The sequence below is a fragment of the Proteus sp. G2675 genome (genome assembly GCF_963886535.1).
Lineage (GTDB): Bacteria > Pseudomonadota > Gammaproteobacteria > Enterobacterales > Enterobacteriaceae > Proteus > Proteus mirabilis.
Genome location: NZ_CAWPCB010000005.1, coordinates 22,408 through 38,662 on the forward strand (window position 1 = coordinate 22,408; position 16,255 = coordinate 38,662).

A 16,255-nucleotide genomic window follows, 5' to 3' on the forward strand; every position below is an offset into this window, starting at 1 on the left:
ATCACTTCATTTAATGATAACTAGATAACTAATGGCGACTATTCTCCCTGAATACGACGATATTGGCCTTTATCTTGTAATAGCCTAACCCCTAAAATACTACCACAAAGTGAAAGTAATACGGCGGCAAGAGCGGGAACAACTATCCACATCATCCATTGTGGTTGCCATGGGAAATTAAATACCGATTTTTGCAACACCCCTAATGCAACTTCAGCCCCTATCGCTGCAGCTAAACCGGCCATTAACCCTAATAAGGCAAACTCCGCCCAAAGCGTGCGTCTTAATAGTGACTTACTCGCGCCTAATGTTCGATAAACCACCAACTCGATACGACGTTGTGTCATACCGACTTGAATTTGTGCCACTAATAGCAATGCCCCACACAGCATAACTAATCCAACCATAATTTCTAATGCTCGGCTGACTTGCTGTAAGATCTGCTGAACTTGCTGAATTAATGCACCCGTATCTAGCACACTGACCGTAGGAAATTGTCGATTTAATGCGGTGATCAAACTTCCATCACCATTGTAATAAAAACTGCTCATCCATTTTTCAGGCTGATTGCTTAGCCCTTCTTCTGCGAAAATAAAGAAGAAATTTGGTCGCATATTTTCCCAATCAACATGGCGAATGCTGGTGACAACAGATTTAAACTCGCGAGTATCACCAACAAAAGTTAGCTCATCCCCCAGCTTTATTTCTAACTTTTGTGCAACCCCCTGATCGATTGAAACGCCATTACCGACGGGAGGCCATGAGCCTTCGACAATAACATTATCTTTAGGAAGTTCACTGTGCCACGTTAAATTAAGCTCTCTTCGTACGGTATTATTCCCCGCATCCCGTGCATCTGCCCACACTTTCGCATTGTGATCATTAATCGCTGTTAAACGTGCTAACACAACCGGATAAGCATCTGTCGGTGCCACATGATAAGTGGCTAATAATGTATTAATCTGCTGTACCTGAGGCTTTGACATATTAATCAAAAAATAGTTAGGACTATCTTCAGGTAACTGCTGTTGCCATTTTTCCAATAAATCCCCTTGCAGCAAAACCAATAGCGTCAATAGCATAAAGGATAATGAAAAAGCGGCTAATTGCGTCATGGTTTGGAAAGGCTGGCGTAATAAACGTGTCACCGCTAAACGGGCACTCAATTGCTTAAATTTAAATTGCTTTAAAAGCCATAATCCAAGCCAACCAATCACGCCGAGCAAGAAAGCAATGACGACGATACCTAATAAAATAGACCACAATAAAATACCCGTTCCGGCAAACAGAGTTAAAGCGCCAACAACAATCAATGCAACAATGGGTAAATAATAACGTAGTGGCCAACTAGGTGCCGTAGTACCACTTCTCAACACGCGGGAAGGTTGCGTTGACATTAATTGATGATAAGGGCGTAACCCCGTCAATAACGCGATGAGTAGTAAAGAGCCAACCGACCATAGCCATGGCATAAAGCTCGCATCAGGTAAACTTTTTGGTAATACCGGTGCTAAAATCTGCAACAATACTAATTCAAAGCCCCAACCGACCAGTGAGCCGACCACGATAGCCGCAACAATAATCACCCCCCACTGCCCTATAATCCATTTACGTAATGCATGATTATCGGCACCTAAGGTTTTTAATACCGCAATTAGCGTATGTCGACTACGGCAATAATGTGTCATTGAAACCGCGACGGCAGAAATCGCCAATAATAGTGTTAATAATGCAGATAATAGTAAAAAGTTTTTTGCTCTCTCCATTGATTGAGATAGCGCACCATTATCTTGTTTTAAGCTATTCCAACGCTGGTCAGGTTTTAATAAGGGATCAAAGCGTTGTTGGTATTCATCAATTAATGCTTCATTACCCGCAAACATATAACGGTAAGTTAAGCGGCTTCCCGGCTGAACGGCACCAGTCGCTTCAACATCAGCAAGATTAATTAAAATACGCGGGGCAATTTGAAAAGGATTAAAACCACTGTCAGGCTCTTGAACTAATACACCGCTAATTGTAAAAGTGGCATCACCGACATCAATATTATCACCAACCTTGATACCCAAAAGCGCCAGTAACCTTGCATCTACTAACGCCGTGCCTTTCTCCGCTTTTAGCCCTGCGGGCTGAGTTTCTAGCTCACCATAGAGTGGATATAAGTTATCCGCGGCTTTTACCAACGCCAATTGAGGAGTATCACCTTCTGGGGCATAAGACATGGTGGTAAATTGCATTTGACGACTAAGTGTTAGCCCCATTCTTTTAGCTTCAGCTAGCCAATTTTCATCAACAGGATACGAGGCGCGTAGCACTAAATCACCGGCGATAAGATCACGACTTTGAGCATAAATACTTTTATCAATGCGATCACCAATACGCCCTAACGCCAGCACACAAGCCACCGCCAGCGCTAAAGAGAGCCAAACAATTAATAAAGCCGGTGAGCGCCACTCACGCCAAAACCAACGCCAGATCATGACTCCTCCTTAAGTTGCCCATCAACAAGACGTAATCTTCGCTGACAACGAGCGGCAAGCTCATTATCGTGGGTGACCAAAATTAATGTTGTGGCATAATCACGATTAAGGGAAAACAGTAAATCGGCAATTTTATCTCCCGTTTTTCGATCAAGATTACCTGTTGGCTCATCAGCAAACAGGATCGCCGGTTGGGTACAAAAAGCTCTTGCTAATGCAACACGTTGTTGCTCACCACCGGAAAGTTGTGCGGGCATATGATACAAGCGCTCACCCAAACCCAATTGTTTAAGTAAATCAACGGCTCGCGTATGGCTCTGTTTTTCTGACTCACCTTTTAATAACGCAGGAAGTTGCACATTCTCTAAGGCATTTAACGTTGGAATTAGCATAAAAGATTGAAAAACAAATCCGACATGTTGTGCACGTAATTTTGCCCGCTCTTCTTCATTCATTTTGGTCAGATCGTGTCCCATTAATTGCACACGACCAGCGCCTCCATCATCTAATCCTGCAATAATACCTAAAAGTGTAGATTTGCCCGATCCTGACTCACCAATTAAAGCAATTGTCTGTGCAGACTCGACAACTAACTCAACACCCTGCAATATAGAGATCTGACTATCACCTTCTCCTACTTGTTTGGTTAACTGATGAACTTCAAGAACCTTTTCCGTCGACATACTTGTTTCCTTATCGTCATGATGATGTTTAGCTTTAAGTCTATCGCTGCTGATACCTTTTTGATCTTTGGTGACAGCCTAAGTGCCGGATATCGCCTTCCTATTGAAAGCGCATGGGCGCAACGCCTCGCGGATAAGTGGAAATTAACTTATCCTGAAATAAATGTCGTGAATGCAAGCATCAGTGGCGAAACCGCATTTCAAGGTCAAAATAGGCTCCCTGATTTATTAAAACAGCACCAACCTCGTTGGGTTTTGATTGAACTGGGTGCAAATGATGGCTTACAAGGCTACCCTATAGCCCAAACGAAAGAAGCGTTGCAAAACATCATTACCCAAGTAAAAGAAGCGGGAGCAACGCCACTCTTTATGCAAATTATGATTTCGCCTAATTATGGTAAACGCTATACGCAATCTTTTTCTGCGATTTACCCACAATTGGCGAAAGACAATGCTCTTGAGCTTATCCCATTTTATATGGAGCAAATAGCAGATAAACCTGAGTGGATGCAAAACGACAGCATTCACCCAAATGAAGCGGCTCAGCCTTTTATTGCTCAATGGATGGATAAAACCCTATCCCCTTACCTAACACGTTAAACTATTGTGACAGTAGTTAACCTAGATTAAATGAGATTAATTGTAAAATTATGCAAAAAACGGTATTGATTACAGGAAGTTCTAGTGGGATTGGACTGTGTGCGGCAAAAACACTCAAGCAAAAAGGATATCGAGTACTGGCTGCTTGTCGCAAAGAAGATGATCTTAACCATATGGAAACATTGGGGTTTGAGCCTATTTTTCTTGATCTCGATGATGCAGAAAGTATCGAAAAAGCCATATTAGAAGTAATTCGCCTTACTAATGGGCGTTTATATGGATTATTTAATAATGGTGGTTTTGGGGTTTATGGTCCATTAAATGCGATTAGTCGCCAGCAAATGGAAAAACAATTTTCCACTAATTTCTTTGGCTTACATCAGCTTACTATGGGGTTACTGCCGGCGATGTTACCTCATGGCGAAGGACGTATTATTCAGACGAGTTCGGTAATGGGATTAATTTCTACTCCCGGCCGAGGCGCTTATGCGGCGAGTAAATATGCCGTTGAAGCTTGGTCTGATGCATTAAGAATGGAACTTGCCTCTACGGGGATAAAAGTCAGTTTAATTGAGCCGGGTCCAATAAAAACACGCTTTACTGAAAATGTTAATCAAGCCCAACAAGATAAACCGGTAAAAAATCCGGGGATTGCGAGTCGTTTCACATTAACACCTGATGATGTAGTGAAAAAACTAATCCATGCTTTAGAAAGTCCAAGACCTAAGTTACGTTATCCTGTGACCTTACTCACTTATGCCGTCAAAGTGTTAAAACGACTCCTCCCTGATAGACTTATGGATAGGATCTTAAACGGCCAAAGTAACAAGGCTTGATTTTTGCAAAATTCATCCTTATTTATTAATGAAATAGCGTAATAAACAGCATTTATATTTAAAACTCTCAAAAAGGGATAAGTTAATGTTAGCAACTGCACATATTGTTGATGTAAATGAATCGAATATTCAGCAAGTTATAGAACAATCGATGACAAAACCGGTCATGATGTACTTCTATTCAGAGCGTAGTCCTCATTGTGCAGAGCTTGGGGCAACGTTGGATAAATTAGCGGCTGAATTTGCTGATCAGTTTGTATTAGCTAAATTAGATTGTGATGTTGAACAGATGATTGCCTCGCAATTTGGTCTACGTGCGATCCCAACTGTTTATATATTGCAAGAAGGTCGTCCTGTCGATGGGTTCCAAGGCCCACAACCTGAAGAAGCTATTCGCCAAATCCTTGCCAATATCTTACCTAAACCAGAAGAATTAAAAGCAGCGCAAGCTTCAGCACTATTAGCAGAAGGTAAAGCAGACGAAGCATTACCACTGTTAAAAGAAGCACACCAAATTGATCCTAAAAACAGTGAAATTACCTTAGCCCTCGCAGGTGCTTTAATTTCATTAAATAAACATAATGAAGCAGAAGAATTATTAGCCGCAATTCCATTGCAAGATCAAGATAGCTATTATCATAGTTTATTAGCTCAAATTGAACTGCAAAAACAAGCTGCCGACACACCTGAAATTCAGCAATTACAAGATAATTTTAATCAGCAACCTGACAATACTGAACTCGCTATTCAACTGGCGTTAAAACTGCATGAAGTGGCACGTAATGATGAAGCCCTTGAATTGCTATTTAATTTTCTGAAAAAAGATCTTAATGCCGGTGAAGGACAAGTTAAGAAAACCCTGATGGATATTTTATCTGCTTTAGGGACTAATGATAATCTAGCATCTAAATATCGCCGAATGGTGTATTCTTTACTTTATTAATATTCATTTTATTTATTAAAGCAGGCTAAGGACAGATACATGGAAATAGTTATTGGTATTGTTATCTTATTCGCCATTATTTTAGTTTTAAGTGGTGTAAAAACCGTTCCACAAGGTTATCAGTGGACTGTCGAGCGTTTTGGACGTTATACACGTACCCTTGCTCCAGGCCTTCAACTCCTTATTCCATTTATTGACCGTATTGGTCGTCGTATTAATATGATGGAACAAGTATTAGATATCCCTTCTCAGGAAGTGATTTCTCGTGATAACGCCAATGTCAGTATTGATGCGGTCTGCTTTATTCAAGTTATCGATCCAGTAAAAGCTGCTTATGAGGTGAATAACCTAGAGCTTGCAATCATCAATCTAACGCTAACCAATATCCGTACTGTGTTAGGCTCTATGGAACTGGATGAAATTCTTTCACAACGTGATCAGATCAATAGCCGTTTATTACTGATTGTTGATGATGCAACTAACCCATGGGGTATTAAAATTACCCGTATTGAAATTCGTGATGTGCGCCCACCACAAGAGCTAATTTCTGCCATGAATGCGCAGATGAAAGCTGAGCGTACTAAGCGTGCTGATATTCTAGAAGCAGAAGGTATCCGTCAAGCGGCAATCTTAAAAGCGGAAGGTGAAAAACAAGGGCAAATCTTAAAAGCAGAAGGTGAACGTCAGTCTGCTTTCTTACAAGCCGAAGCCCGTGAGCGTGCAGCAGAAGCGGAAGCAAAAGCGACGCAAATGGTATCAGAAGCTATCGCTAAAGGGGATATGCAAGCCATTAACTACTTTATTGCACAAAAGTATACCGATGCCCTGTCACAAATTGGTTCTGCCGATAACAGCAAAGTTGTAATGATGCCATTAGAAGCCAGTAACTTAATGGGTGCAATTGGTGGTATTTCAGAATTATTAAATACCAAAAAAAGTGACTCAGGTAACAAGAGCAATTAATTATGATTGAATGGATTAGTGCTCAGCCAGCACTTTTCTGGCTTTGTCTTGGTGTCTTACTATTAATCGCCGAAATGCTGGGCACTGCAGGCTACTTACTATGGTCTGGTATGGCCGCATTATGTGTTGCATTAATCGCATGGATCTTACCTATTGGTTGGCCCATTCAAGGTATTCTATTTGCATTACTCACCGTTATTAGTGCAATCCTTTGGCGTATCTGGCTTAAACGCAAAAAGTTATCCAAAGAAGCAGAAAACCTAAACCAAAAAAGCCACCAACTTATTGGTATAAAAGCAGTTTTGTTATCGGATACTGAAAATGGTTTTAGTCGCATAAAGCTTGCTGATGGGAGTTGGCGAGTCTATTCTGACACGCCATTAAAAGCAGGTGATACAGTCAAAGTGATTGCTATTGATGGTATCACCTTGCACGTCACCTCATTTTCTCCCACCACTCGCTCGGCATCATCAACACAGCATGCTGCTGTTATTGATGATGACAACAACCAGAAAGATGATTGATGATTGGGCATTCCGCCCCATCATCGCCTGGGCATTCATTTGCTAATAAGAGAAGCCGTTGACGAATGGCATTTAATTCGTTAATGGTTTTCTCTATCTCAGCCACTTTCTTTAAGGTTGCCTCTTTCACATCAGCACTGTGACGTGAGGGATTACGTAATAACATCAGCAATGAACGACACTCTTCTAAACTAAACCCGACTTCACGAGCTTGCTTTAACAGTGTTAATTCTTCGATATGTTGTGGTAAATAGTATCGATAGCCATTTTCACCCCGATGAGGTGGGGTTATCAGATCTTTTTCCTCATAAAAACGGATTGCTTTTGTCGTCAAACCGGTTTTGGTTGCGATTTCACTAATATTCAAAATTCCCCCTTGACCTTCCCCTTGCGGAAAGGTTTAGCCTTTATCTCAGATAAGAAAAAACCTTTTCAAGAAAGCAAGTTATCCCATATTACGCCATAATAGAGGTAATCGCTTTTTATTTGGAGATATTGACCATGGCAAAAACTACGCTACTCGCACTACAAGGGCTTTCATGCTCCCACTGTGTTAACAGTGTAAAAAAATCACTTGATGCCCGCAATGATATAGAACAGTCCACGGTGACTATTCAATACGCTAAAATTGACAGCGACGCAACTGTTGAAAGCTTAATCAAAACCATTGAAGAAGCCGGATATGAAGCTCATCTAGCCACTCAAGCTGATGTAAAACTAAGTTTAAGTGGACTTAACTGTATGAAATGCGTTGGTAAAACAGAAAATGCGTTATTAGCCGTTGACGGTGTTGTTGCGGTCAATGTAGACAAAACATCAGCTGAAATTTTTGGTACAGCAAACGCAAAAGATTTAATTGCCGCCGTTGTTGCTGAAGGTTTTGAAGCCTCATTAGCAAACGAAGAAGAAAATAAACCAAAAACGATTGAACTGACTTTATCAGGCTTAAATTGTGGTCATTGTATTAATTCAGTGAAGAAAGCTCTTGAAGGGACTGATGGGGTAGAAAGTGCACAAGTGGAATTAACTCATGCCACAGTAACAGGTACGGCAAACACAGAGCGTGTGATCACAGCCATTCAAGATGCTGGTTATGATGCAAAATTAGCAGGAGCCAACCACCCAAAAACTGAGCCGCTGACGCAAACGGATGCACCACTGGAAGCATCGTCAGCGGCGATTTGTGATATTCCAGTAGAAGAAGCCATCCTTGATAATAATAATGCTGATATCAGTATCGATGATGATAGCACTCAGCTATTAATCGACGGTATGACTTGTGCGAGCTGTGTTAGCAAAGTACAAAAAGCCTTACAAAGTGTTTCCGGTGTTGAAAATGCACGTGTTAATTTGGCTGAACGTAGCGCACTTGTAACGGGTCATGTTAATCATGATGACCTGATTAATGCGGTCGAAAAAGCAGGCTATGGGGCAGAAATTATTCAAGATGATGTAAAACGCAGAGAGCGTCAACAAGAAGTCGCTGTCGCTAATATGAAGCGTTTTCGCTGGCAAGCAGCCTTAGCCTTAGTCGTTGGTATTCCTGTAATGGTATGGGGAATGATCGGCGATAATATGATGTTAACGGAAGCTAACCATAATATCTGGTTAACTATCGGTATTATTACACTTGTTGTGATGATAGCTGCAGGTGGGCACTTTTATCGTAATGCGTGGCAAAGCCTAAAAAACGGCAGTGCCACCATGGACACGCTCGTTGCGTTAGGTACAGGGGCGGCTTGGCTCTATTCAATTAGTGTTAACTTATGGCCTGAGGTGTTTCCTGCCCAAGCAAGACATCTCTATTACGAAGCCAGTGCGATGATCATTGGTTTGATAAACCTTGGTCATATGCTTGAACAAAGAGCCCGTCAGCGCTCTTCTAAAGCATTAGAGCGTCTATTAGACTTAACACCACCAACAGCAAGAGTAGTAACAGATAATGGCGAAGTTGAAATGCCATTAGCGGATGTGAAACAAGGTATGATCTTGCGTTTAGCAACCGGTGATAAAGTTCCCGTTGATGGTGAAATCACCCAAGGTGAAGTGTGGATGGATGAGGCAATGTTAACTGGTGAGCCAATTCCACAACAAAAAAGCCTTGGTGATACTATTCATGCAGGTACTACCGTACAAGATGGCTCAGTGCTGTTTAAAGCTGCAGCAGTAGGCAGTCAAACTACCCTTGCCAGAATTATCAAACTGGTACGTCAAGCACAAAGCAGTAAACCCGAAATAGGTCAATTAGCAGATAAAATTTCCAGTGTATTTGTTCCTATCGTCGTCGTTATTGCGTTAATTGCAGGGGCTATTTGGTACTTTTTTGGTCCTTCACCACAAATTACTTATGCACTCGTTATTATTACAACGGTATTAATTATCGCTTGCCCTTGTGCTCTAGGATTAGCGACCCCCATGTCGATTATTTCAGGTGTGGGACGTGCCGCAGAATATGGCGTATTAGTGCGTGATGCGGATGCATTACAACAAGCAAGCCAATTAGATACCTTAGTTTTTGATAAAACAGGTACCTTAACAGAAGGCATGCCACAAGTGACTGAGATCCACACATTCAATCAGATAAGTGAAACTCAAGCACTAGCATTAGCTGGCGCACTAGAAAGTGGCTCTAATCATCCATTAGCAAAAGCGATTTTAACCAAAGCTGAAGGCATTAAATTACCGCAAATAAACCAATTTCGAACTCTTGCAGGTATGGGGTTAAGTGGTGAAATTGACGGCAATATTGTGCTGTTAGGTAATCCTAAACTAATGAAAGAATCTGGCATTGATATAAGTGAGATAAACGCCTTAATAGAAAACCAATCAGCGAAAGGGGTAACCCCCGTCTTATTGGCACAAAATGGGAAAATAGCGGCCCTACTTTCTATTCGTGATCCACTACGAGAAGATACCGTTAGTGCATTACAGCGTCTACATCATCAAGGTTATCGTTTGGTCATGTTAACTGGAGATAACCCTATTACAGCCAATGCGATAGCTAAAGAAGCGGGTATTGACCAAGTGATTGCAGGCGTTATGCCAGAAGGTAAAGCGCAAGCGATTAGTCAACTACAGGCAGAAGGTCGTCGCGTAGCAATGATTGGGGATGGTATTAACGATGCCCCAGCACTGGCTAAAGCAGACGTTGGTATTGCGATGGGCGGTGGCAGTGATATCGCCATTGAAACCGCGGCCATTACCTTAATGCGCCATAGCTTACATGGTGTTGCTGATGCGGTTGAGATCTCAAAAGGCACACTGCGCAATATGAAACAAAACTTGTTTGGTGCATTTATATATAACAGTTTAGGCATTCCTATTGCTGCCGGTATCTTATATCCTTTTACCGGTACATTATTAAACCCTGTGGTTGCAGGGGCTGCCATGGCCTTATCATCAATCACTGTCGTCAGTAATGCCAACCGATTATTACGTTTTAAACCTAAAAAATAGTCGCAATTAATCAGTCAAATACAGCCTCTTCTATCTTTAGATACCAGAGGCTTTTTTATTATCCAGAGAGAATTATCATCATTTCAATAAGTTAAAAAAAAGCCGATATTGCTATCGGCCAGTCAAAGAGGAATTTTTCATTATACAAGAGAGTCATCACTCCGCCCTCTTAACGGTAGAATAGCAATTTATTATCAATAATTCATTATATTTTATTATTTATAAATATATTCATTAATAAAAATTAAAAGGCGTTTTATTTATAGTGATTAAAAAAGCATTTTATAAAATAAGCCACTTATTTTTATACTTTATATTTTTATAAGGACTTTTTAATGAATTATAATAAATTATTTCTTATTTCTTTATCTTTAATTTATTCTGCAAATGTTTTTTCTAATACGGATAGCCTATCACCAATGGATAATCTATCTCCATCTATGACTTTTAGCCCACCAGTAATTAGCCCAAGCCCATTACCAACAGGTAACCCTTCACAATTAGGAAATGGTTCTATGGTAGAATCAAGTGTAGGTATTCCCCAAACATCAACAACTCATCTACCACAACCACCATTAATGGGTTATGGCGCACCAACAATAGGTAATACATCAGGATATAGGACACAATTTCCAAATACAGATGCTAATCCAATTAAAACAATTAAAGCAATTAAAGAAATTAACACATACCTTGACATGACTGACCCTGCAACCAATTATCATAGTAAATTGATAGGTGAATACATTTCAGCCTTTATTTCTATTTCTAGACCTTCTACATCTACATCATCTGAAAATACTGTAGTCAGCCTTTCTAAACCTTTTTTTGATCGTATGTCTAAAGCAATAGATGTTGATTCTGATGAAGATGGAAGTATGTTAGTGGATAAAAGTAAAAAGGATATCGCTCGTACTATGTCTTCTTATTTAGAAAATCTAGAAGCAGACTTTTTAGAAACAATGAACGATGAAAATACTAGTGAGGATGAAAATACTAGTGAGATAAGACTAACACAGATGGCATTATTACATCAGATACAAGATTTTAAAAATATTGTTGACGAAAGTATAGAAAAAGGTACCTCTTTTACTATTGTTGCAAATCAAGATCTAGAAACAGCAGAACCATTAACTGAAATCCAAATGATTACTAAGCGATTATCGCAACCAGTAACACGAGTTGATATTGCTAATGCATATGTTTTATTATCAGGAAAAATAGATAATGAAGTTGGAGCTATAGCGAATCAACAACAAATAACTACTGAAACGTTAACTTTACAGGATAATAAAATTACTAAAGTAGAAAGTGATGTGAAAAAAAATGAAGGTAATATAGCTGTTAATAGAGAAGGTATTACTAAAGTAGAAAGTATTGTAGAAAAAAATAAAGAAGATATACAAACAAATAAAGAAGATATACAAACAAATAGAGAAAATATTAATCAAGTTAAACAAACTGCTGACGAAAATAAAAAATATGTAAAGCAATACCTAGCTAATGATTTCGATGTTAATGAACAATCTAAAAGTTTAGTAGGTCATCTTGGCTCTTTATATGCAGGAAATAAGTTAAACACAGATAATATTAATGCCATTAGAAATGATCTTAGCCATTTTAAAAATGAAACCAATAATCGTTTCTATAAAGTTGAAAAGCGCGCTAATCAAGGAATTGCCTCTGTTGCAGCGATGAGTAATTTACCCTTTAATGATGCAGCAACCTTTAGCACCGCAATGGGTATCGGTAATTATCGTAATGCCACAGCATTTGCATGGGGAATGCAATACCGTATCAACGAAAATGTTAAAGTTAAAGCCTCAACCGCTTGGAATGACGCTAACAATTGGGTCTCTGCGGGGGGGATCGGTATTAGTTGGTAATATAAATTTATAAATATAGCGGTAAAGATAAGGAAAGCTAAGTAAAACTCAGTTTTCCTTGTTTTATTCAATACAAAATCCGTTATGCTACAACCTTGTGGTTTATCCCATGAGGAGCGTATCAAATGAAGGATATAATACAGAAAATCAAGAAATGGATCGGTATACAGAAAACATCTTATTACCCCTATCCTGCTATTGATATTTCACTCCCTAATCATGTCTCTTTACATCTTGTTGGTAGTATCCATATGGGCGTGCCAACGATGTCACCATTATCTAATGTGCTGATTAATAAAATAGCAACAGCGGATGCGGTTATTGTCGAAGCGGATATTTCAACCGAAACTCAGCCCTTTGATCAACTATCGTTATTGCGAGAGCCATTAGAAAAGCGAGTAAATGAAACACAACTTGCCACTATCATCAGCCATTGTGATCTTCTTTCTATTCCACATTACCAAATTGATGATAAACCACTGTGGCAAATCGCGCTGATATTACAATCAACCCAAGCGATGCAACTTGGATTACAACCACAGCACGGCATTGATTATCAAGTTATCCAACAAGCCAATAAACAACAAAAAGCGATTATAGAGCTAGAAGGTATTGAGCGTCAGGTCGCATTATTATTAGATTTTCCACAAGATGGCGCACAATTACTCGAAGATACGCTAAAAAATTGGCATGAAAACGCCCGGGCATTGCAAATTATGATCAATTGGTGGTTAAATTATACCAGTGAAAAGCACCCTTCTCCTTTGCCAAATACTTTTAGCAAAGCGGTATTTGATATTTTAATGGAAAAGCGCAATCAAGTCTGGGCAACAACGCTTTCTAATCTTCCAGCAGGCCACTATGTTGTCACCGTCGGTGCTCTTCACTTATTTGGTGAAGATAATTTAGTTGATCGATTAACTTATCAAGCATAACAAGATCACGTTCACCATTGCTCTCACCTTATTGAGTAGGAATAATTATGACTCCCGCAGTGAATTTACTGGAAAAACAAAAAATTAAATTTACTCTTCACCCTTATGAACATGATGCGAATGTACATAACTTTGGTGATGAAGCCGTTGAAAAGTTAGGGCTAGATAACCGTCAAGTGTTTAAAACGCTTCTCGTTGCGTTAAATGGTGATGCTAAAAACCTAGCCGTTGCGGTCACCCCAGTATCAAGTCAACTTGACTTAAAACGAGTCGCCAAATGCCTTAAAGCTAAAAAAGCAGAAATGGCCGATCCACAAATAGCACAAAAAGTAACAGGTTATTTAGTCGGCGGTATAAGCCCATTAGGACAAAAAAAGCGCCTTCCCACGGTGATTGATGATCAAGCACTTAAGTTTGACACTATCTATGTCTCAGGAGGTAAGCGAGGGCTGGATATTGAACTAACGGCTGAAGATTTATGTTCAGTATTAGGTGCACAATTTGCCCTGATCCGTAAAGAGGATTAAGAGTAACTGATTGCTTATTTTAGGCTTTTATATCAACCAAGCTGCCAATAAGAAATAAAATAACAAAAGGCGACATCCTCTGCCGCCTTTTGAGAATTATCTATTGTATATTTTCAATAAATACTATTTTTTATACACAATCTCGCCTTGCGGTTCAAAATCAGCCGCTTTTAGTGGTGAGTGTTTTTCGATATAACCTTTTAACACTTCTGCATCAACAAAACCGGTATTGACATATCCTGGGTGTGAATCAATCTTAGGATAACCATCACCACCAATACCGTTAAAGTTTAATGTCGCCATACGATAATTTTTAGTTTTATCTAATGGTTTGCCCGCAATTTTTACATCACTCACTTTACAATCTGCATCTACGGTTAAACTTACATTGTAAAATTGTGCATAAGCGCCTGAGTCTACTTTCATGCAAGCAACTGCGGATAGGTAAGGTTCAACTTCTTCACCTTTGAAATCAACATAGACGAGTTCGTTAGCAAAGGGTTGTACTTTTAATACATCTTTATAAGTAATATCGCCAGATTCAATCGAATCACGTACACCACCACCACTCATAATGGCAAAATCAGCATTCGCACGCTCCGCCTGAGCAGATAACAGTAAACGCGCCATATTCGTTTGTTCAAAACGAACTTTGCTACGATCGCCTTCTAATTTACCAACCACTTCCCCCACTTTCACATTCAATTGCTCACCACCTTTCTCTTGATAAGGGGTCAGTAATTTCATCATTTCAGGGTTATGAGGGATCTCCTCTGTGTAGTAAACTCGCTCAGTGGTTCCGTCTTCTTTTTTCACTTTCTTATTTAAGTTAATTGGAATTAACTGATAGTGTTTTAATGTGAACTCACCATTACGGAACTCAAAATCAGCGCGACCTACATATTTACCCCATTCATGGGCTTGAACAATCCATGTGCCATTTTGATTATCTGGAGCGCAAGGTGTGCCGGGAACATAATCTGCTTGTTTGTAATTTTTATTCTCTTGAGACATACAAACCGGATCTTGTGAGTGTCCACCGACAATCATATCTAAATAGCCTTTCGGCAAAGCACGCGCCATTTCAACATCACCCGGTGCATTAGAGCCATGATTACCATCGTCATAATGCCCCATATGGGTAGCAGCGATAATAATATCGGGTTTTTCTGTGGTACGTAATTCTTCAACGACTTTTTTCGCTTCATCTGCCGGTTTACGGAACTCAGTATCAGGGAAGTTAGCAGGATTACCAATACGCACCGTATCATCGGTAGTTAAACCTAATACCGCAATTTTCACTCCTTGCTTATCAAAAATAGTATAAGGTTTAAATAAACGTTCACCGGTACTTTTTTGATAAATATTCGCAGAGAGGAAGGGGAAAGTAGCCCATTTTTCTTGTTGGCGTAGCACTTCCAGTGGATTATCAAACTCATGGTTACCCAGCGCCATAGCGTCATAACCGACAAGATTCATCCCTTTAAAATCAGGCTCTGCATCTTGTAAATCAGATTCAGGAACCCCCGTATTAATATCACCACCAGACAGAAGCAATACGCTACCGCCATTTTTAGCGACTTCATCGCGAATATTGTCAACGACGGTTTTTTGAGCAGCTAAACCGTACTCGCCATGATCATTGTGCCAAAAGTGACCGTGGTGATCATTAGTATGTAGGATGGTAATTTGGTAAGTTTTATCTTTTTCCCATGCCTGAGACATCACAGGCGCCATTGCTAAAGTCACTGTCAGTGCGCATGCAGATAATTTAAACGATAAGCTCATGGTCTATCCCCATGTATATTATTTATTGAGAAGGCTCTGCCCTGTATTCACAGTAGAAAAAGCAGAAAGAAGTAAATAGTTTTACTGTGTTTTATGACGTAGGTTATATATTTTTATTATTATTTCATTGTTCCAATAGTTTTTTTGAGACATCAGTCAAACTCTATTTGCTTTGACATCCTCCACGCCCTAAAGGACGTGGATCCCTACTGCGTTCAGACTGATGTCTGAATCACCTCGGCGGGTTCCTGCTTCGACGGGCGGTCTGACTGCACCCTCCCTCCACAGGCAAGCACGGCATGTCCTGCCGCTAAAATGTTACGTGCCCCGTTGATATCAGCATTCGCTGTATATCCACATTCAAGGCACTCGAATTGACTTTGTGACTGGCGGTTTTCCTTTGCTGTATGACCACAGCAAGCGCACTTCTGACTGGTGTAGGCAGGGGGTATTGCCAGTACCTGACCACCTCGCCAGAGCTGCTTGTACTCAAGCTGACGGCGCATTTCATACCAGCCCTGCTCCAGTATTGAGCGATTTAAACCAGATTTAGCTTTTACGTTCCGTCCAGGCCGTTCTGTCGTACCTTTTGCCGATTTAGACATGTTACTGACCTTTAAGTCCTCAATGACAA

At 40.1% G+C, this 16,255-nt stretch carries 14 protein-coding genes; 9 read left to right on the plus strand and 5 right to left on the minus strand.

Features of this window, described 5'->3' with window-relative positions:
- Positions 1-38 precede the first annotated feature (38 nt).
- Positions 39-2,480, minus strand: coding sequence for a putative ABC transporter permease subunit YbbP (gene ybbP, locus AACQ49_RS00910; RefSeq protein ID WP_004248642.1), 2,442 nt, complete (start codon positions 2,478-2,480; stop codon positions 39-41).
- Positions 2,477-3,163 carry a putative ABC transporter ATP-binding protein YbbA gene (gene ybbA / locus AACQ49_RS00915; protein WP_004250296.1) on the minus strand — a complete coding sequence of 229 codons (687 nt, stop codon included), beginning with the start codon at positions 3,161-3,163 and terminating at the stop codon, positions 2,477-2,479. The genes ybbP and ybbA overlap by 4 nt, the downstream gene beginning before the upstream one ends.
- Between ybbA and tesA the strand changes: the two genes are divergently transcribed.
- From tesA to AACQ49_RS00940, 5 genes are all read left to right on the plus strand, one after another.
- Positions 3,134-3,763: a multifunctional acyl-CoA thioesterase I/protease I/lysophospholipase L1 gene (gene tesA, locus AACQ49_RS00920; protein ID WP_036907491.1), complete on the plus strand. Its 630-nt coding sequence runs from the start codon at positions 3,134-3,136 to the stop codon at positions 3,761-3,763. The genes ybbA and tesA overlap by 30 nt on opposite strands.
- A 50-nt stretch (positions 3,764-3,813) precedes the next feature.
- Positions 3,814-4,599 (plus strand): SDR family oxidoreductase, encoded by a 786-nt coding sequence (locus tag AACQ49_RS00925; protein WP_004244260.1) that lies wholly within the window; start codon positions 3,814-3,816, stop codon positions 4,597-4,599.
- 85 nt (positions 4,600-4,684) lie between these two features.
- Positions 4,685-5,542, plus strand: coding sequence for a co-chaperone YbbN (locus AACQ49_RS00930; protein WP_004244262.1), 858 nt, complete (start codon positions 4,685-4,687; stop codon positions 5,540-5,542).
- 39 nt (positions 5,543-5,581) lie between these two features.
- Complete coding sequence (locus tag AACQ49_RS00935; protein WP_129623378.1) at positions 5,582-6,505, plus strand: SPFH domain-containing protein; 924 nt, start codon at positions 5,582-5,584, stop codon at positions 6,503-6,505.
- Between the two features lie 2 nt (positions 6,506-6,507).
- Complete coding sequence (locus tag AACQ49_RS00940) at positions 6,508-7,029, plus strand: NfeD family protein (protein ID WP_004250295.1); 522 nt, start codon at positions 6,508-6,510, stop codon at positions 7,027-7,029.
- Here the strand turns inward: AACQ49_RS00940 and cueR are convergent.
- Positions 6,995-7,396 carry a Cu(I)-responsive transcriptional regulator gene (gene cueR, locus AACQ49_RS00945; protein ID WP_004244266.1) on the minus strand — a complete coding sequence of 134 codons (402 nt, stop codon included), beginning with the start codon at positions 7,394-7,396 and terminating at the stop codon, positions 6,995-6,997. The genes AACQ49_RS00940 and cueR overlap by 35 nt on opposite strands.
- A 134-nt stretch (positions 7,397-7,530) precedes the next feature.
- Here cueR and copA point away from each other — a divergent pair, with 134 nt between their 5' ends.
- The 4 genes from copA to ybaK all read left to right on the plus strand — a co-directional run bounded on the left by copA (position 7,531) and on the right by ybaK (position 13,833).
- Positions 7,531-10,485 (plus strand): copper-exporting P-type ATPase CopA, encoded by a 2,955-nt coding sequence (gene copA, locus AACQ49_RS00950; protein WP_129623377.1) that lies wholly within the window; start codon positions 7,531-7,533, stop codon positions 10,483-10,485.
- A 335-nt stretch (positions 10,486-10,820) separates the two neighbouring features.
- A complete protein-coding gene (locus AACQ49_RS00955; protein WP_004250292.1) occupies positions 10,821-12,371 on the plus strand; it encodes a YadA-like family protein in 1,551 nt (516 codons plus the stop codon).
- 125 nt (positions 12,372-12,496) lie between these two features.
- The gene (locus tag AACQ49_RS00960) at positions 12,497-13,306 is read left to right on the plus strand and encodes a TraB/GumN family protein (protein ID WP_088207072.1); all 810 of its coding nucleotides are present in this window, start codon (positions 12,497-12,499) and stop codon (positions 13,304-13,306) included.
- 47 nt (positions 13,307-13,353) lie between these two features.
- Entirely contained in the window at positions 13,354-13,833 is a 480-nt protein-coding gene (gene ybaK, locus AACQ49_RS00965) for a Cys-tRNA(Pro)/Cys-tRNA(Cys) deacylase YbaK (protein WP_004248647.1), read from the plus strand.
- Between the two features lie 123 nt (positions 13,834-13,956).
- Here the strand turns inward: ybaK and ushA are convergent, their stop codons facing one another.
- Both ushA and AACQ49_RS00975 read right to left on the minus strand, forming a co-directional pair.
- Positions 13,957-15,621: a bifunctional UDP-sugar hydrolase/5'-nucleotidase UshA gene (ushA, locus tag AACQ49_RS00970; RefSeq protein WP_004244272.1), complete on the minus strand. Its 1,665-nt coding sequence runs from the start codon at positions 15,619-15,621 to the stop codon at positions 13,957-13,959.
- 215 nt (positions 15,622-15,836) lie between these two features.
- A partial coding sequence (locus AACQ49_RS00975) for an RNA-guided endonuclease InsQ/TnpB family protein (RefSeq protein WP_161770297.1) occupies positions 15,837-16,255 on the minus strand: 419 nt, incomplete at its 5' end.